At 67.5% G+C, this 16066-nt stretch carries 18 protein-coding genes and 1 pseudogene; 9 read left to right on the top strand and 10 right to left on the bottom strand.

Annotated features, from left to right (window positions below):
• Nucleotides 1-37: 37 nt before the first annotated feature.
• Nucleotides 38-949: a bifunctional 5,10-methylenetetrahydrofolate dehydrogenase/5,10-methenyltetrahydrofolate cyclohydrolase gene (locus DU484_RS13675; RefSeq protein ID WP_114586521.1), complete on the top strand. Its 912-nt coding sequence runs from the start codon at nucleotides 38-40 to the stop codon at nucleotides 947-949.
• Here the strand turns inward: DU484_RS13675 and DU484_RS13680 are convergent.
• Nucleotides 937-1146: a ribbon-helix-helix domain-containing protein gene (locus DU484_RS13680; protein ID WP_114586522.1), complete on the bottom strand. Its 210-nt coding sequence runs from the start codon at nucleotides 1144-1146 to the stop codon at nucleotides 937-939. The genes DU484_RS13675 and DU484_RS13680 overlap by 13 nt on opposite strands.
• 84 nt (nucleotides 1147-1230) lie before the next feature.
• On the opposite strand from DU484_RS13680, the gene DU484_RS13685 reads away from it, so the two are divergent.
• A complete protein-coding gene (locus tag DU484_RS13685) occupies nucleotides 1231-1557 on the top strand; it encodes a DUF5789 family protein (RefSeq protein WP_114586523.1) in 327 nt (108 codons plus the stop codon).
• A gap of 51 nt (nucleotides 1558-1608) precedes the next feature.
• On the opposite strand, the pseudogene tnpA reads toward DU484_RS13685, so the two are convergent.
• A pseudogene (gene tnpA, locus DU484_RS13690) lies at nucleotides 1609-2016 on the bottom strand (IS200/IS605 family transposase).
• A 44-nt stretch (nucleotides 2017-2060) separates the two neighbouring features.
• Between tnpA and DU484_RS13695 the strand changes: the two are divergent.
• Nucleotides 2061-3365, top strand: a complete 1305-nt coding sequence (locus DU484_RS13695) for an RNA-guided endonuclease TnpB family protein (RefSeq protein ID WP_114606218.1) — start codon at nucleotides 2061-2063, stop codon at nucleotides 3363-3365.
• 41 nt (nucleotides 3366-3406) lie between these two features.
• Here DU484_RS13695 and DU484_RS13700 read toward each other — a convergent pair whose 3' ends face one another.
• Nucleotides 3407-4069: a helix-turn-helix domain-containing protein gene (locus tag DU484_RS13700; RefSeq protein ID WP_114606219.1), complete on the bottom strand. Its 663-nt coding sequence runs from the start codon at nucleotides 4067-4069 to the stop codon at nucleotides 3407-3409.
• Nucleotides 4070-4221: 152 nt separating this feature from the next.
• Between DU484_RS13700 and DU484_RS13705 the strand changes: the two genes are divergently transcribed.
• A complete protein-coding gene (locus DU484_RS13705; protein ID WP_114606220.1) occupies nucleotides 4222-6516 on the top strand; it encodes a nitric-oxide reductase large subunit in 2295 nt (764 codons plus the stop codon).
• 95 nt (nucleotides 6517-6611) lie between these two features.
• Nucleotides 6612-7841: an MFS transporter gene (locus DU484_RS13710; protein ID WP_114586527.1), complete on the top strand. Its 1230-nt coding sequence runs from the start codon at nucleotides 6612-6614 to the stop codon at nucleotides 7839-7841.
• On the opposite strand, the gene menE is transcribed toward DU484_RS13710, so the two are convergent.
• The 4 genes from menE to DU484_RS13730 form a co-directional block, all read right to left on the bottom strand.
• On the bottom strand, nucleotides 7838-9328 hold the full coding sequence (gene menE, locus DU484_RS13715) for an o-succinylbenzoate--CoA ligase (RefSeq protein WP_114606221.1): 1491 nt from the start codon (nucleotides 9326-9328) through the stop codon (nucleotides 7838-7840). The genes DU484_RS13710 and menE overlap by 4 nt on opposite strands.
• On the bottom strand, nucleotides 9325-9711 hold the full coding sequence (gene mce / locus DU484_RS13720; RefSeq protein ID WP_114586529.1) for a methylmalonyl-CoA epimerase: 387 nt from the start codon (nucleotides 9709-9711) through the stop codon (nucleotides 9325-9327). The genes menE and mce overlap by 4 nt, the downstream gene beginning before the upstream one ends.
• A gap of 31 nt (nucleotides 9712-9742) precedes the next feature.
• The gene (locus DU484_RS13725) at nucleotides 9743-10042 is read right to left on the bottom strand and encodes a hypothetical protein (RefSeq protein ID WP_114586530.1); all 300 of its coding nucleotides are present in this window, start codon (nucleotides 10040-10042) and stop codon (nucleotides 9743-9745) included.
• A 107-nt stretch (nucleotides 10043-10149) separates the two neighbouring features.
• Entirely contained in the window at nucleotides 10150-11385 is a 1236-nt protein-coding gene (locus tag DU484_RS13730) for a mandelate racemase/muconate lactonizing enzyme family protein (RefSeq protein WP_114586531.1), read from the bottom strand.
• 77 nt (nucleotides 11386-11462) lie between these two features.
• On the opposite strand from DU484_RS13730, the gene DU484_RS13735 reads away from it, so the two are divergent.
• Nucleotides 11463-11897 (top strand): universal stress protein, encoded by a 435-nt coding sequence (locus tag DU484_RS13735; RefSeq protein WP_114586532.1) that lies wholly within the window; start codon nucleotides 11463-11465, stop codon nucleotides 11895-11897.
• A gap of 74 nt (nucleotides 11898-11971) precedes the next feature.
• Nucleotides 11972-12121 (top strand): DUF7557 family protein, encoded by a 150-nt coding sequence (locus DU484_RS20055; protein WP_187347709.1) that lies wholly within the window; start codon nucleotides 11972-11974, stop codon nucleotides 12119-12121.
• Between the two features lie 96 nt (nucleotides 12122-12217).
• Here the strand turns inward: DU484_RS20055 and DU484_RS13740 are convergent, their stop codons facing one another.
• A complete protein-coding gene (locus DU484_RS13740; protein WP_114586533.1) occupies nucleotides 12218-12646 on the bottom strand; it encodes a DUF2267 domain-containing protein in 429 nt (142 codons plus the stop codon).
• A 63-nt stretch (nucleotides 12647-12709) separates the two neighbouring features.
• The gene (locus DU484_RS13745; protein ID WP_114606222.1) at nucleotides 12710-13540 is read right to left on the bottom strand and encodes a universal stress protein; all 831 of its coding nucleotides are present in this window, start codon (nucleotides 13538-13540) and stop codon (nucleotides 12710-12712) included.
• A 165-nt stretch (nucleotides 13541-13705) separates the two neighbouring features.
• On the opposite strand from DU484_RS13745, the gene DU484_RS19585 reads away from it, so the two are divergent.
• Entirely contained in the window at nucleotides 13706-13861 is a 156-nt protein-coding gene (locus tag DU484_RS19585) for a hypothetical protein (protein ID WP_157969356.1), read from the top strand.
• Here DU484_RS19585 and DU484_RS13750 read toward each other — a convergent pair whose 3' ends face one another.
• Nucleotides 13862-15538: an acyl-CoA mutase large subunit family protein gene (locus DU484_RS13750; RefSeq protein ID WP_114606223.1), complete on the bottom strand. Its 1677-nt coding sequence runs from the start codon at nucleotides 15536-15538 to the stop codon at nucleotides 13862-13864.
• Between the two features lie 120 nt (nucleotides 15539-15658).
• Between DU484_RS13750 and DU484_RS13755 the strand changes: the two genes are divergently transcribed.
• Complete coding sequence (locus DU484_RS13755) at nucleotides 15659-16012, top strand: SHOCT domain-containing protein (protein WP_157969573.1); 354 nt, start codon at nucleotides 15659-15661, stop codon at nucleotides 16010-16012.
• Nucleotides 16013-16066 lie beyond the last annotated feature (54 nt).

Genomic DNA, 16066 nt, shown 5'->3' on the forward strand with positions numbered 1-16066 from the left:
CCGAACCGTTTTGCGCCCGCCGCCCCTGAGGGCACCCGTGTCCGACCCCCGGCGACTGGACGGCGCCGAGCCCGCGGCCGCCGTCCGTGACGACGCTCTCGCCCGCCTCGACGACTGCCGCGAGGCCGGCGTCGACCCCTGTCTCGCGACGCTCTTGGTGAGCGACGACCCCGGCGCACGGGCGTTCATGGACCGCAAGCACGACCTCTGTGGAGAGGTGGGGCTCGACACCCGCCGAATCGACCTGCCGGCGGACGCGCCCGCCGAACGGGTCTACCGGACCGTCGAGGAGCTCGGCGCGGACCCGGCGGTCACCGCGCTGTTCGTGCAGGTGCCGCTCCCGAGTCACGTCGACGAGGCGGCCGTTCGGGAGCGGGTGCCGCCCGAGAAGGACGTTGACTGTTTCGCCCACGCGAACGTCGGGCGACTGGTGGCCGGCGACCCGCGGATACGCCCGGTCACGGCCCTCGCCGTCGACCGACTGCTCTCGGCACACGGCGTCGAGGTGGCGGGGCGGGACGCCGTCGTCGTCGGGCGGACGACGGCCATCGGGACACCCATCGCGCACCTGTTGTGTCGGCGCGACGCGACGGTGACGGTCTGTCACTCGCAGACCAGGGATCTGGGAGCGAAGACGCGGGCGGCCGATCTGCTGGTCACCGCGGCGGGGACGCCGGGGCTGGTCGACGGGTCGATGGTTTCGGACGGGGTCGTTGTCGTGGACGTGAGCGCGAACCGGGTGGAGAGCGAGGCCTCGGGGGGTCGGTCGGCGGCCGACGACGACGGCGAGACGGTCGTCGTCGGCGACGTGGACGCCGCGAGCGTCGGCGAGAAGGCGGCGGCGATGACGCCCGTCCCGGGTGGCGTGGGGCCGTTGACGATGGCGTGTCTACTGCACAACGTCGCGGCGGTGAGCGCCGCGGGCGCCGACGCCGGTCAGTCCAGATAGCCGAGATCGGTCAACTGCTCGGTGATCTCCTCGAACTCCGCCTCGGTCAGTTCCCCCTGGCGCTGGTACTGGATGACGATGCTCCGGAGGAGGAAGCGAACGAGATCGCTGGTGCTGGAGAAGCTGGTGCCCTCGATGGTCTCCTCGACGCGGTCGCCGAGTTCCTTCGGGATGGAAACCGTCGTGTACTCCGTCATGGTGGGTCGGACGGGTGCCGGCGGGAAATACCCGTCGCGAGCGAATGGCGGTCGTTTTTAGTGGCTCGGTGACAACGCCCGGTAATGGCAGCCAGGCCGCCACAGCAGGACTCGTCGTCACCGGACGCGGTCGAATTCGGCATCGCCGCGCTGGTCGGCCATCTGGACCACGCCGACCTCGAGTATCCGGCGACCAGCGACGAAATCGTCCGCGCGCTCGGCGACCCCGACATCCCCTACGACGGCTCCGGGGGCAGCGTCGCGCTGTCGGAGGCCATGGAAGCGCTCCCGAAGCGGACGTTCGAGTCCGAATCCGAACTGCTCGACCTGCTCCACCCGGTGTTCGAGGAGTACCGCGTCTCCGCGAGCGGGAGCATCCTCGGCCGCATCCGATCGATGTTGCCCTTCTAAACGAAAAACAGCGCGAGTTCCCCGCCCCACCGTGGGCGGGGGTGAAGCGCGTCACTCTGGCGCGTGTTCCGTCCCTTCGATATATCGTTCAACCACCTCCTCCGATACCGCTCCTGCCGTCCCTACGTAGTACCCGACCTTCCAGAATCCGCCACCCCAGAAATACGACTCCCGGATATTTGGATACCGTTCCAGCAATTGCTTACCCGAATACGACTTGAACTGCCGAGCGATGTTGGCTGGACTGTGCTTCGGGTCGCACTGGACGAACAGGTGTACGTGGTCGTCTGCAATCTCCAACGCCAGAATCTCGTGCCCGAAGTGGTCAGCAGTCTCATCAAACAACTCTCGCACATCGTCTTCAACCACGTTGAGAACCGGGTGGCGGTAATTGGGACATCAGACGAAGTGATTCTTGCAAGAACTAACCGAATGTGCATGACTGCGGCACTCCTCCATCTCGAATACTTATATTTATGACAATCTGGAACGATTGTCAAAGTATGGGTGAGGAAGTCACGAAGACTATTCAGACGCGCCTCCACGTAGCGTCTGGTGAACAGTCGTGGCTTCACGACGCCCGCCTCGCCTCACGCGAGATATTCAACCAAACCATCCACCTCAAACAACAAGGGTACACGCGCACCGAGATACAGCGAGAGGTTGACCGCGACGACTTCGTGCGGAACAACAAATGTGCGGTCGTCGGAAAAGCCCTCCAAACGTGGGAGTCCTACCAATCACTCAAAGAGTGGTGGGAGAATCAAGACGACCCTGATGGCGGCAAACCGACGCCGCCGAGTACCGACAAATCCAGTGCGTATCCGCTCGTGATGGCTCACGCGGAGGGCTACCGCCTCACTGTGGACGACGACACCGAGCGCGTCCAAGTTCGCGTCAGCCCGAAACCCTACAAGAAGGTGACCGGACACCTGCGCGGCGAACCGGACGCAACCGACGAACTTCGAGACGCCCTCACGTCGGATGAGGTGGATGTGGGGCAGGCCGAACTTCTGTACCGTGATGGCGTGTACTACCTACACGTCACGGTTACACGCGAGTTCGACGTGCCCGAACCCGACACCGCTGATACTGTGATTGGAGTGGACATCAACGAGCGCAACGTCGCACTCACCGCCCTCGACCGCGAGACGATGCGGACGAAGGGCACGCTCGTCCTCGACTACGGACGAGTGAAGCAGGAACGCCAACGCTACCACACCATCACCACTCGCTGTCAGGAACACGGCAAGACGAGCATCCACCAGAAACTCGGTGACAAGGAAGAACGATTCACCGAGTGGGTACTTCATCGCCTTTCCCGTGCTGTCGTGGAGTTCGCAGAGCAGTTCTCGAACCCGGTCATCGTGTTCGAGGATATGAGCGGTGTCCGCGACGAAATTAAGTACGGGACGTATATGAATCGGCGGTTGCATAAACTGCCGTTTCACAAGTTCGAGAAATTTGTCTCGTACAAGGCGACGTGGCGAGAAATTCCGACGGACACGGTGGACGCTTACTACAACTCAAAGACGTGTTCGTGCTGTGGTGAGCGTGGGTATCGGCAGGGACGGCGGTTCCGGTGTACGAACGACGAGTGTGACGTGGTGCAAGACCACGCTGACCGGAATGCGTCAGTGAACATCGCGTGGCGCGAGAAGGCAAAACTCAACGGTAACACGACGAATTGCCGGACTCACAAAACCCAACCGCAGGTGCGGTCGGTGCGTCTGTCCGGGTCGGGGCGCGTAAGCCGCCCAACCTCATCCCGCTCGCTTGCCGAGCAGGGAGTGCTAGCGCACGGCTGAGGGAACCAACAAAAGCCTCGGGCCACCGCGCCCGAGGCGGTTTACACCGCCTGTGGCTGTTCGTCGAGCGTCACGTCGAGGCGCTCGGCGACGAACTCCTTGACGACCGTCTCCTCCGCACGGTGGAGCGTGACGCTCGCCGTCGACTTCGCGAGGTCCACCTCCTCGGCCAGTTCGGTCAGGGTACACTCCCGCGGCGTGTCGTAGTAGCCGAGTTCGGCGGCCGTCACGAGCAGGCGTCGCTGCTGATCGGTGAGCAACGTCGGCGTATCGACCGCGTCGTACACCCGATTGAGCGTGTACGACATGCCGAACGCCTCCAGTTGCCGACCGAACTCGGAGAGGCGGTCCCGCGACGCCGTGAGTTCGATCACCGCCTTCCCGTCTCGGATGGTCAGCGGGAGTTCGATTGGAGCGCCCGACTCCTGAATCGACAGCAACAGGAGCGGCTCGCTCGTCTCGAACTGGACGACTGCGGTGTCCTCGGTTCGCTGCATCAGTTCGACGGCGGAGATGCCCGCCCGGCCCTCGATGGCGTCGAGGACCGGCGGTATCGACTCGCCCTCGATTTCGAGCAGGCCGAACCCCGCGTCGCCGGACGGAACCGCCGAGAGCACCCGGAACGTCGTCGACGGAAACTCGCGTGACACCTCACCGATCCAGACGGCCTCGGGCAGGTCGATGGTGAGTTTTGCGTATGGCATGGTCCCTCGTGTGAGCTGAGGACGTACACACCTACGGACATTTACCCGAACATGTTCTCCCGATCCACGGGGAGTGTCACCACGGACCGGGTGAGAGGTCGAACATGTTCGGACCAACGTCCAACGGGATAGGAGGACGAGGAGCGAATGTCATGCAAGTACGCAGACGCACGCTCGCGAAACTGTTGCTCGTCGTCTTCGTCGGCAACCTCGTGGTGATGGGGGCGGGCGCCTGGTACTCCTACCAGCAGGCCCCACCGATCCCGCAGGAGTTCGTCGGCCCGGACGGCGAGACGGTCGTAACGGACGAAGAGATACGCGAGGGCAAGACGGTGTTCCAGTCCGACGCCCTCATGAACCACGGCTCGATCCTCGGCAACGGCGCGTACTTCGGCAGCGACTACACCGCCGACGCCCTGGATCGGAAGGTGCAGTACATGCGGGCGTACTACGCGGAGGAGCGGTACGGAAGCGAGTACGACTCGCTCACCGGGGCCGAACAGGCCGCTGTCGACGACCTCGTCGAGTCGGACCTCGCCTCCACGGACACGACGGCCCTGGTCGAGTATTCGGCCGCCGAAGTGTACGCACACCAGCAGGTGCGCGAAGACTACGTCGAGCGCTACCACGAGGGGAGTCGCGAACACGGCCTGCCGGCGGGGACCATCGAATCCGCCGACGAGGCCCGCCAGTTCGCCGACTTCGCGCTCTGGACGGCGTGGATCTCCCACACCGAGCGCCCGGGCACCGATCACACCTACACGAACGACTGGCCCTACGCCCCCATCGCGGGCAACGAACCCACGGCGGGGACGATGACCTGGAGCGTCATCGCCATGGTGTTGCTCGTCGCCGGAGCGGGCATCGGCGTCTGGCTCTACAAGTCGGTCGAGTTACCGGAGCCGGAGACGACGGGCGTCTCGATTCCCCACCCCAGCGACATCGACCTCCTGCCGAGTCAGCGCGCGGCGACGCGCTTTATCCCAATCGGCGCCGCGCTCTTCCTCTCGCAGGTCCTGCTCGGTGGTCTGCTCGCACACTACTACATCGAGCGCGACGGCTTCTTCGGGATCGGTGAACTGCTCGGCGTCGACGTGTTGGGCCTGCTCCCCTTTGCCCTCGCGAAGACGTACCACCTCGACCTCGGCATCCTCTGGATTGCGACGCTGTGGCTCGCCGCGGGGCTCTTCCTGCCCCCCCTGTTGACGGGGACCGAGCCGTCGAACCAGAAGCGCTACGTCCACGTCCTGATCGGGGCGTTGCTCGTCGTGGTCGTGGGCGGCTTCGCCGGCATCTGGCTCGGTGCCAACGGCTACATCGACGGTCCGCTCTGGTGGCTCATCGGCAACGAGGGGCTCGAATACCTAGAGGTCGGTAAGGTCTGGCAGTTCGGCCTGCTGGCCGGCTTCGTCTTCTGGGCTGGGCTCGTCGCCCGTGGGTTCAAGCCGCTACTGGACCGCGAGGAACCCTTCGGACTCGCCCACATGATCCTCTACGCCGGCGGCTCCATCGCCCTGCTCTTCTCCGCCGGTCTCTTCTACACGCCCCAGACCAACATCGTCGTCACCGAGTTCTGGCGGTGGTGGGTGGTTCACATGTGGGTCGAGGGCGCCTTCGAGTTCTTCATCGTCGCTATCGTCGGCATCACGCTGGTGTCGATGAATCTGCTCAAACGCCGCTCCGCGGAGAAAGCGGTCATGTTCCAGGCGCTGTTCGTGATGGGTTCGGGCGTCATCGGCGTCTCTCACCACTACTGGTGGATCGGCCAGCCCGACGTGTGGATTCCCTTCGGCTCCGTCTTCTCGACGCTCGAACTCATCCCGCTCGTCCTCATCCTCTTCGAGGCGATCAACGAGTACCGCGCGCTCGCCACTGCCGGCGAATCCTTCCCGTACTCTCTGCCGTTCGCGTTCATCATCGCGTCCGGCTTCTGGAACTTCGTCGGCGCCGGCGTCCTCGGCTTCTTCATCAACCTCCCGATCATCAACTACTACGAGCACGGCACCTACCTGACGGTCGGCCACGCCCACGCGGCCATGTTCGGCGCCTTCGGCTTCCTCGCGCTCGGGATGGTCACCTACATGCTCCGCATCGCGGTCGATCCGGGGCAGTGGAACCCCAAGCGCCTGAAGTGGTCGTTCTGGCTCTGGAACGTCGGCCTCGCGGTGATGGTGTTCGGCTCCGTCCTGCCCGTGGGGTTCCTGCAGCTCGAAACCGCGTTCACCGCGAACTACGACGCCGCGCGCAGTCTGGTCTTCTACAACCGCGACCTGATCCAACTGCTGTTCTGGGCGCGCCTGCCCGGTGACACCATGATCATCCTCGGTACTGCCGTCTTCGCCTACGACACGGTGCTACAGCGGTTCGCGCTCCGGGACACCTCGATTCCGTCCCGCGTGCCCGGATCGAGCATCATCTCCAGTCGCGTCCTCCCCGAGGACGACTGAGCCGTCGGCGCCCGGGGAGGCGTCGCCCGCGGGTCGCCCTCACACACCGACCCGGAAACGAACCGTTCACGTACCGGTACCGCCGACGACCCGACGTGTTCGGATCGACGCTCGACGCCGTCCGGGGCTTTCGCCGCCCGGTCTACGCCGTCGCCGGCGGCCGCCTCATCAACGTCTTCGGCTCGGGGCTGGTCTACCCCTTCGCGACCATCCACTTCCACCTGCAGGTTGGCATCCCGCTCTCCGTCGTGGGCCTCGGCCTCCTCGCCAACAACGTCGCCACGGCGACGGGGACGGCGATCGGGGGCTACCTCGCCGACCGCTACGGCCGGCGACCGGTGATGGTCGGGTCGATGGCGCTGTCCGCGCTGACACTCGCCGCCTACGCCCTCGTCACCACCGGTACGGGCTTTATCGCCGTCGCGACGGCCGCCGGGCTGACGACGGGGCTGTACGCCCCGGCGAGTCAGGCCATGATCGCCGACCTGACCGACGCCGGCGAGCGTGAACGCGGCTACGGCCTGCTGAAAGTCGCCAGCAACGTCGGCTTCGGCTCCGGCTTCGTCGTCGGCGGCGTCCTCTACGAGTTCGCCTCGACCGCCGTCTTCGTCGCCGACGGCCTCACCTCCGCCGTCGTCGCGGCCGTCCTCCTCGTCGCCCTCCCGCGCGTCCACGACGGCCGCGCCGCCGCCACGCTCTCCGAGAGCGTCGGCGACTGGGGGCGGGCCATCACCCAGCGACGGCTCGTCGCCCTCGCCGGCCTCAACGTCGGCTTCGCGATCATGTACGCCCAGATGCAGGCGACGGTGCCCGTCGTCGCCAGCGAGACGCTCGGTCTCGACTCCGCACAGATCGGCACGCTCTACGTCCTCAACCCCCTCGTCCTCGTCGTCTTCCAGATGCCCGTCCTGAGCGCCGTCGGCGACTGGCGGCGCACCCGCGGCCTCGTCGCCTCCACGGCGTTCTGGGGGGTCAGCTTCCTCGCTATCGTCCTCGTCGACGCCGTGCCCACGCTCCTCGGCACGGGTCTCGTCGGCGCCTTCCTCGTCCTCCGAACCGTCGGCGAAGTCCTGCACTCGCCGCTGGTCACGTCGCTGGCGAGCGACCTCGGCCACGCCGACGAACGCGGCTCGCGGCTCTCCCTGATCGAAATCGCGAAGCGACTCGGGATGGGCCTCGGCGCCGCCCTCGGCGGCGCCTTCTTCGACTACGGATTCGCGGCCCTGCTCTGGCCGGCCCTGATCGTCGGCTGTGCCGGCCTCGCGGTCGGCTTGCTCGCGCTCGAACGCCGGGTGTCGCCGGCGGAGAACGGCGTGAGCGGTTAGGGGAGACGATCACGCACCGCGGCCCGGTCGACCGTTCCCGACGCCGTCCGCGGAATCGCGTCCACGAAGCGGATCGTCCGCGGGACCTTGTACCCCGCCAGCCGCGCCCGGCAGTGCTCGTCGAGCGCCGACGCCGCGGGGTCGGCACCCTCCCGGGGGACGACCAGCGCGGCCACGCGTTCGCCCCACTCCGCGTCCGGGACGCCGACGACGGCCGCATCCGCCACGTCGGGGTGGTCGCGGAGGGCGTCGACGACCTCGGCGGGCGCGACGTTCTCCCCGCCGGTGACGATCAGGTCGTCCGTGCGGCCGACGACCCAGAAGAGACCGTCCTCGCGGTAGCCCACGTCGCCGGTGCGGAGGCCCGCGTCGCCGAAGGCCGCGGCCGTCGCCTCGGCGTCGAGATAGCCCGGCGATACCGTCGGCCCCGAGACGACGAGTTCGCCCGTCTCGCCCGGCGGGCGTGCGTTCCCCTCGTCGTCGCGGACCGAGAGGTCGGTCCAGAACAGCGGCCGCCCGACGGTGCCCGGATGCGACGCCGCCTCCGCGGGCGTCGCCGTCGCGATCTGGGAGGCCGTCTCCGTCATGCCGTAGGTGGGAAAGACGGGCACCGAGCGCTCGACACACCGGTCGAGGAGGGTGCCGGTGGCGGGCGCCCCGCCGAGGAGGACCGTCCGGAGAGTCGGACAAATATCGCCCTCCGTCGCGTCGAGGAGACGGGAGAGCGTCGTCGGCACCAGCGACGTGGCCGTCACGTCGTAGCGCTCGAAGTCCGCCGCGACCGCCGCGGCGTCGAACGAGTCCCGGAGGACGACCGTCATGCCGTAGAGGGGCATCCGGAGGACGGGCGTGAGACCGCCGACGTGGTGGAGCGGGAGCGCGACGTGCCACGTCTCGTCCCGCCGCAGGCCGAGGCGGAAGACGGAGGCGACGGCGCTGGCGAGGACGTTCCGGAGCGTCAGCCGCACGCCCTTCGGGGCACCGGTCGTGCCCGAGGTGAAAGGTATCAGCAGCGTCGAGTCGAGCGCCCAATCGTGGGGGACGACCGCCTCGGGCGGGTGGGTGTCGAGAGCGGTCACCCGCTCGGCGTCGGCGTCGTCGACCGAGACGACGGGGACGGGCACGTCGCCGGCGGCCGCCGTCGCCGCGACGGCGTCGGCTTCCGTCGTCGCGTCACAGACGAGCGTCGTCACGTCCGCCCGTTCGATCCGGACCGCGAGTTCGTCGGGCGTCAGCCGCGCGCCGAGCGGAACAAGCGTGGCACCGAGGCGAACGGCGGCGTGGATCACCCGGACGGCCGCCGGCCGCGTCGGGAGGAGGGTGCCGAGGCGGTCGCCGGGGCGGACGCCGAGGGTCGCGAGACGACCCGCGGTCCGTTCGACGGCCGAATCGAGGTCGGCGACCGACCACCGCTCGTCCCGGTCGGCGTCGATCAGCGCCGTCGCCTCGGGCGTCACGGCGGCGCGGTCGGCGAGCGGGTCCCTCATCGCTCGACGAACTCGACGAGGACGCCGCCGGTCGAACCGGGGTGCAGGAAGGCCACGTCGTGACCCCACGCGCCCGGCCGAGGAGTCTCGTCGACGAGTTCGACGCCGTGGTCCCGGGCCATCTCCAGCGCCGCCGCCACGTCCGGCGTCGCCAGGGCGACGTGGTGGATGCCCGGCCCCTCGCGGTCGAGATAGCTCGGGATCGGGCCCTCGTCGTCGAGCGGTTCGAGCAGTTCGACGTAGCCGTTGCCCAGATCGAGGAAGGTCACGTCGAGACCGTCGACCGTCTCCCGGTGGGCCACCGGCGCGTCCAGCAACGCGCCGAACAGGTCGGCCAGCGCGGCGGCGTCGCGCGTGGCGACGCCGATGTGATCGAAGCGCATACCCGGAGTCCGGGGCGCACGGATAAAGAGCCTACTCGTCCTCGTTCTCGTCCTCGTCGTCCGCGAACGGCGACTCCTCGACGGGGACGTAGTCGATCTTCCGCGCCCGGTCGGCCACGTCGTCCAGATAGTCGAGGGCGACGAGGTCGATGCCGCGTTCGTTGTAGGCCTTGAACCGGCCGTCGACGAAGCCGAGGTACTCGGTGTCACCGTCCAGCGGCTCGATTTCGAGGACCCACTCCGGGCCGTGCTCGTTCAGCCAACTCGCCAGCATACCGTCGGTGATGGTGTCCCGCTCCAGCTCGTCGCCGGAGGGTTCGGTCTTACTCATCGTCCGGAGATAGAACGGGGATGACTAAACGTTGTTCCCCGTATCGACGACTGTCGACTCCCGTGGCGCGGGGGTCGTGAATCCGGGACTGCGCCGCCACCGTCGTCCTACGCCGGATCGAAGACCGTCTCGCCGTCGACCGCGTGCTCCGCGACGGCGTCGAGGTCGAGCGTCAGGCCGAGGCCGGGCGTCTCGGGGACGGCCATGCGCCCGTCCTCGATCAGGTCGTCCTCCTCGACGAGGTCCGCCCACCAGCCGAGCTGGTAGCTGTGGAACTCGACGGCGAGGCTGTTCGGAATCGCGGCCGCGACCTGTGCGCTCGCCATCGTGCCGATGGGGGAGGAGACGTTGTGCATCGCGATGGGGATGTAGTAGAGGTCGGCGTGGGCGGCGATCTTCCGCGTCTCGCGCATCCCGCCGACCTTCGGGAGGTCGGGCGCGAGGATGTCGACCGCCTGCTCCTCGATCAGGCGGCGCTGGCCGTGGGCCCGATAGACGTTCTCGCCGACGGTGACGGGCGTCGTCGACGACCCCGTGACCTCGCGTTGCACGTCGTGGTTCTCGGGGGGCACGGGGTCCTCGATCCACCACACGTCGTAGTCCTCGACCGCTTCGAGCAACTGCTTCGCGCTCCCGGCGGTGTAGGACCAGTGACAGTCGAAGGCCACGTCGGCGCGGTCGCCGACCGTCTCGCACACCTCACGGACGATGTCGACCTTGTGCTCGATCTCGGGGCCACGCATGTGGCGGTTGGCGCGGTCCACCTCGTGGCCGGAAGGCACGTCGAGGTCGAACTTCAGCGCGTCGTAGCCGAGGTCCGAGACGACGCGCTCGGCCTCGCGGGCGTTCGATTCGGGTTCGGACTCGTCGCCCGCGTGGCAGTCGCAGTAGACCCGCACCGCGTCGCGGTACTTCCCGCCGAGTAGCTGGTAGGCGGGGAGTTCCAGAATCTTGCCGGCCACGTCGTGCAGGGCGATTTCGACCCCGGAGATGGCCGAGACCACCTTTCCCGAGATGGAGCCTTCCCCGGACATCTTCTGGATCAGGTGCTCGTACAGGCGGTCGATGTCGAGCGGGTTCTCCCCGATCAGGAACGGGGCCATCCGCTCGACGATTTCGGCGTCGCCGCCGCCCCAGTACGCCTCGCCGGTGCCGGCGAGGCCCGCGTCGGTGTAGACGCGGACGAGGAGCCACGGGTAGTTGCCGTCGACCATCGTCGTCTGTACGTCGGTGATCTCGACGTCCCGGGGACCCCGGTCGGCCGAGAGACCCATCGTCTCCGCCGAGAGGTCCCGCATCGTGTATTCGGCGTTCGGGTCGTGGAGGGTTCGGTAGTTCGGCATAGGAGGTGAGCACGCGCCAGGCACATGAGCGTTCTCCCGGCGTATCTTCAAGAGGGGCGCTCCCGTGGAGACGAATCATGTACGACACCATCCTCGTGCCGACCGACGGGAGCGACGGGGCCACGGCCGCCGCCGCCCACGCCGTCGACCTCGCGAAGATACACGGCGCGACCGTCCACGCGCTCTACGTGGTCGACGTTCGTATGAGTCCGATCAGCGAGAACATGGACCACGACGAGGTGATCGAACTGGTCGACGAGTCGGGCGAGCGGCCGACGACCGCGGTGCTCGACCGGGCGGAGCGCGCGGGCGTCCCGACGGTCGAGGCGATTCGTCTCGGCGTTCCCCATCGGGTCATCCGGGAGTACGCCGAGGAGGAGGGCGTCGACCTCGTCGTGATGGGGACCCACGGCCGCACGGGCATCGAACACGCCCTCGTCGGGAGCGTCACCGAACGCGTCGTCCGGACCCTCGACGTGCCGGTCCTGACCGTCCACCCCGGGTCGGCGTGAGACGGTGCGCCCACCCCGACGCGAGGTTATTTCCCCCGTGACGACGTGTATGGGGACGACGGAGACCCCCCACCATGCCCCACACGCTCGAAATCAGCGACGAACTCAAGCAACGGCTGGACAAGCATCTCGAGGAGGACGAGACCCACGAGGAGTTCATCGAGGAACTGGTCTCGATGTACGAGACCGAGGGCGCGTTCCTGCAGGAAGGCTACTCGGAGTGAGACGGTTTATCGTAGTCAGTACCGGTGAGTCGCCGGACCGTCTCGGCGACCACCGGTAAACAGTTACGATAAACCGTACGAGACGGGGCGCGCGGCTCACGTCCCCCGCGTGTCGTCCCACCCGCCGGCGTCGACGAGTTCGAAGAGCTTGCCCCAGTTCTCGTCGTCCTCGCTCTCGGGTAACTGATCGCGGAGCTGTCGGAAGTCCGAAGCGGGCACCTGCGTCGCCACGAGGTCGACGATTACCTGCGCGCGGTACGCCGAGTCGCTCGGCTCGACGTTCTCGACGTCGCTGACGCGGGCGACGAACTCCGGCCAGTCGAACCGCTGTCCGTGGTCGTGGACGGCGCCGGTCAGATACCAGCGAATCTCCATCGGGAGCGACGCGGCGAGGTCCTCGGCGGCACCGGCGGGAATCCGTTGCCCGAGGGTCATGAGCGTCGCTCGGATCGACCGGACCGTCTCGCCGGTGCCGGGGAGTTCGAGGCGGTGCTGGATCGTCCCGGTGAACTCGTCGAAATTCATACGAGAAATGTGTTTTCCGAGTGTCATCAATGACGGCGCCCGTTCCTACGGCGTGAGAACGGGCTAGCGGCCGTCGGCGTCGTCGACCGTGAGGACGGGTCGGTCGGTGAGGCGGACGACGCGTTCGGTGACGCTCCCGAGGAGGTAGCGGTCGAAGCCGGTGCGGCCGTGGGTCCCCATCACGACGAGGGCCACGTCCTCCGCGTCCGCGTAGTCGGTGATCGCGCGGTACGGCGTCCCGCTCAGCACCGACGCACGGATGGTCGAGACGCCCGCGCGCTCCGCGCGCTCGACGACCGAGTCGAGCGCCCGCTGGCCCGCCCGCTGGAGTTCGTCGAAGACGGCGCCCGACCCGTCCATGGGGAGGACGCCGGCGTCGACGACGTGGACGACGTGGAGCGCCGCGTCGGTCGCCAGCGCGAGGTCGACGGCGTGGGCCGCCGCCGCCTCGGAACAGTCGCTCCCGTCGGTCGGCACGAGGATGGCGTCGAGGTTCCGGTCGACGACGGTGTCCTCGTGGACGGTGAGCACCGGTACCGACGACTCGCGGAGCGTCCGCTCGGCGACGCTGCCGAGGACGAACCGATCCAACCCGGTCCGGCCGTGGGTCCCCATGACGATACAGTCGGCGCCGTGTTCGTCGGCGTCGGCGAGGATGCGTCGGTGGACTGGTCCCTCGGCGTCGACGACGGCCGTGGTCGCCTCGACGTCGGCCGCGGCGGCCCGTTCGGCGACGGCCGCCGTGGCCCGGTCGCCGTCGTCGGCGCCGTCGCCGTCGCGGACGTACAACCCGCGAACGTCGGCGCCGAACCTCTGGGCGAGGGTCACCGCCGCGTCGGCCGCAACCACCGCCACGTCGCTCCCGTCGGTCGGCACGAGGATGGTGTCGTACATCTCACTCGTCCAACTCGAACGGCAGGCGAATAAAACGCCGTGTCGCTCTCAGCCGGCGGGAACGCGACGACCCACTGACGATCGGACCCGTCCCGGAATCACCCTACGGGGCGATCCACCACAATCTATAAGAGATGGCGCTGAGTCAATATATAATGAAAGACCATGAAAAACAATGGAGGGGAGGACTGCCCGCTGTGTGCCCGGGCCGTCGACTGCCGAACCGAACTCCGGATACATCTGATGGTCGAACACCGGAAGAGCGCGCTGATCGACGAGTACGTCGACCGACTCGACCGGTCGGTCGTCGTCTCGCCCTGATCAGCGACCGGGCTGGTACTCGCCGAACTCGTCGCGCAGGACGTTCGATATCTCGCCGACCGTCGCGTAGGCCTTGACCGCGTCGACGATTGGGGGCAACAGGTTGTCGTCGCCGCGGGCCGTCTCGCGGAGGGCCGCCAGCGCCGCGTCGACGGCTTCGTCGTCCCGCTCCGCCCGAACCGTCTCCAGTCGGTCGATCTGTCGGCGTTCGTCCTCCTCGGTTACCTCCTCTAAGTCGACTTCGGGCTCCTCCTCGACCCGATACTCGTTGACGCCGACGATGATCCGCTCGCCCTCCTCGATCTCCTGTTGCCGGTCGAACGCCACGTCCTGAATCTGTCCCTGCACCCACTGGGACTTCACGGCGTCGAGCATCCCGCCGCGTTCGTCGATTTCGTCGAGAACGTCGAACGCCTCCCGCTCCAACTCGTCCGTCAACGACTCGACGTAGTAACTGCCCGCGAGGGGGTCGATGGTGTCGGCCGCGCCGGACTCGTGGGCGAGGATCTGCTGGGTCCGGAGGGCGGTCCGGACGCTCTTTTCCGTCGGCAGGGAGAGCGCCTCGTCCTTACCGTTGGTGTGGAGGCTCTGCGTGCCGCCGAGCACGGCGGCGAGGGCCTGGTACGCCACCCGGACGACGTTGTTGTCGATCTGTTGGGCGGTGAGCGTCGACCCGCCGGTCTGGGTGTGGAACTTCAACTGCTTGGATTTCGGGTTCTCGGCGCCGAAGCGCTCCTCCATGATCGTCGCCCACATCCGCCGGGCCGCCCGGAACTTCGCCACCTCCTCGAAGATGTTGTTGTGGGCGTTGAAGAAAAAGGAGAGCTGTGGGGCGAACTCGTCGACGTCGAGGCCGGCGTCGAGGGCGGCGTTCACGTACTCGATGCCGTTGCCGAGGGTGAAGGCGATCTCCTGTGCGGCGGTCGAACCCGCTTCGCGGATGTGATAGCCCGAGATGGAGATGGTGTTGAACTTCGGCGTCTCCTCGGCACAGAACTCGAAGATGTCGGTGATCAGCCGCATGGAGGGTTCGGGCGGGTAGATGTAGAGGTTGCGCGCGATGTACTCCTTCATGATGTCGTTCTGGATGGTCCCGCGAAGCTCGGAGCGGGGGACGCCCTGCTGGTCGCCGATGGCGACGTACATCGCGAGTAACACGGCGGCGGGGGCGTTGATCGTCATGCTCGTCGACACCTCGTCGAGCGGGATGCCGTCGAACACCGTCTCCATGTCCCGCAGGGAGTCGATGGCGACCCCGGACTTCCCGACTTCGCCGGCGGCCATCGTCGCGTCGGAGTCGTAGCCCATCTGCGTCGGCAGGTCGAAGGCCATCGAGAGGCCGGTCTGCCCCTGATCGAGCAGGTAGTTGAACCGCTCGTTGGTCTCGCTCGCCGTCCCCATGCCCGCGTACTGGCGCATCGTCCACAGCCGGCCGCGGTGCATCGTCGAGTAGACGCCGCGAGTGTACGGCTCCTCGCCCGGGAAGCCGACGTCCTCGCGGTAGTCCAGGTCGGCCACGTCCGCGGGGGTGTACAGCGGGTCGACTTCCTGGCCCCCGGTGTCGGTGGTGAACGTCTCCTTTCGCTCCCCGAACCGATCCACGGTCGGCCCGTACGTCTCGGCCTCCCACTCGGCCTTGGCCTCTCGGATCGCGTCGAGGTCCTCGGGGTCGAACATAGGCGGTCGGACGAGCGCCGCGGACTTAAGCCTTCGACGGTGGACCCGATTCCCCGACTCCGGGAATCAGATCGGGCAGTTATGTGCCGAGAACACCACTCTCCAAACGAGGTGAGCACGATGCAACTACTCTCTACACTCGCCGAACTGCCCGTCGCACAGTGGGGACCCGGCCCTCACGGTCCTGGTCCACACGGCCCACACTGGGGCGGCGGCCCGATGGGACCGATGGGCCCCGCCGGCCCCGGTACGGGTGCCGTCGGACTCGGGTTCGGTGGCTGGTGGCTCGTGCTCCTGTTTGCCCTCCTCGTCGTCGGCGTCGTCGCCGCGGCGTTCTACCTGCAGTCCCGCGAGACGGGGCGCGACGGGGGCAAGACCGAGGACGGCGCCCTCGCCGTCCTCCGCGAGCGATACGCCGCCGGCGACGTCGACCAGGAGGAGTTCGAGCGGCGCCGGGACCGGCTGGCCGGGTGAGCGGAACCCGGCGACGACCGCCTCGTGACTCACGACGTTCTCTCTGAAACACAC

Source organism: Haloplanus rubicundus (assembly GCF_003342675.1).
In the GTDB taxonomy this organism is placed as follows: Archaea; Halobacteriota; Halobacteria; order Halobacteriales; family Haloferacaceae; genus Haloplanus; species Haloplanus rubicundus.

Coding starts and splice junctions, on each gene's coding strand:
- DU484_RS13680 (WP_114586522.1), bottom strand. CDS start 1,146: ATGACGGAGTACACGACGGTTTCCATCCCGAAGGAACTCGGCGACCGC.
- DU484_RS13685 (WP_114586523.1), top strand. CDS start 1,231: ATGGCAGCCAGGCCGCCACAGCAGGACTCGTCGTCACCGGACGCGGTC.
- DU484_RS13695 (WP_114606218.1), top strand. CDS start 2,061: ATGGGTGAGGAAGTCACGAAGACTATTCAGACGCGCCTCCACGTAGCG.
- DU484_RS13700 (WP_114606219.1), bottom strand. CDS start 4,069: ATGCCATACGCAAAACTCACCATCGACCTGCCCGAGGCCGTCTGGATC.
- DU484_RS13705 (WP_114606220.1), top strand. CDS start 4,222: ATGCAAGTACGCAGACGCACGCTCGCGAAACTGTTGCTCGTCGTCTTC.
- menE (WP_114606221.1), bottom strand. CDS start 9,328: ATGAGGGACCCGCTCGCCGACCGCGCCGCCGTGACGCCCGAGGCGACG.
- mce (WP_114586529.1), bottom strand. CDS start 9,711: ATGCGCTTCGATCACATCGGCGTCGCCACGCGCGACGCCGCCGCGCTG.
- DU484_RS13725 (WP_114586530.1), bottom strand. CDS start 10,042: ATGAGTAAGACCGAACCCTCCGGCGACGAGCTGGAGCGGGACACCATC.
- DU484_RS13730 (WP_114586531.1), bottom strand. CDS start 11,385: ATGCCGAACTACCGAACCCTCCACGACCCGAACGCCGAATACACGATG.
- DU484_RS13735 (WP_114586532.1), top strand. CDS start 11,463: ATGTACGACACCATCCTCGTGCCGACCGACGGGAGCGACGGGGCCACG.
- DU484_RS20055 (WP_187347709.1), top strand. CDS start 11,972: ATGCCCCACACGCTCGAAATCAGCGACGAACTCAAGCAACGGCTGGAC.
- DU484_RS13740 (WP_114586533.1), bottom strand. CDS start 12,646: ATGAATTTCGACGAGTTCACCGGGACGATCCAGCACCGCCTCGAACTC.
- DU484_RS13745 (WP_114606222.1), bottom strand. CDS start 13,540: ATGTACGACACCATCCTCGTGCCGACCGACGGGAGCGACGTGGCGGTG.
- DU484_RS19585 (WP_157969356.1), top strand. CDS start 13,706: ATGAAAAACAATGGAGGGGAGGACTGCCCGCTGTGTGCCCGGGCCGTC.
- DU484_RS13750 (WP_114606223.1), bottom strand. CDS start 15,538: ATGTTCGACCCCGAGGACCTCGACGCGATCCGAGAGGCCAAGGCCGAG.
- DU484_RS13755 (WP_157969573.1), top strand. CDS start 15,659: ATGCAACTACTCTCTACACTCGCCGAACTGCCCGTCGCACAGTGGGGA.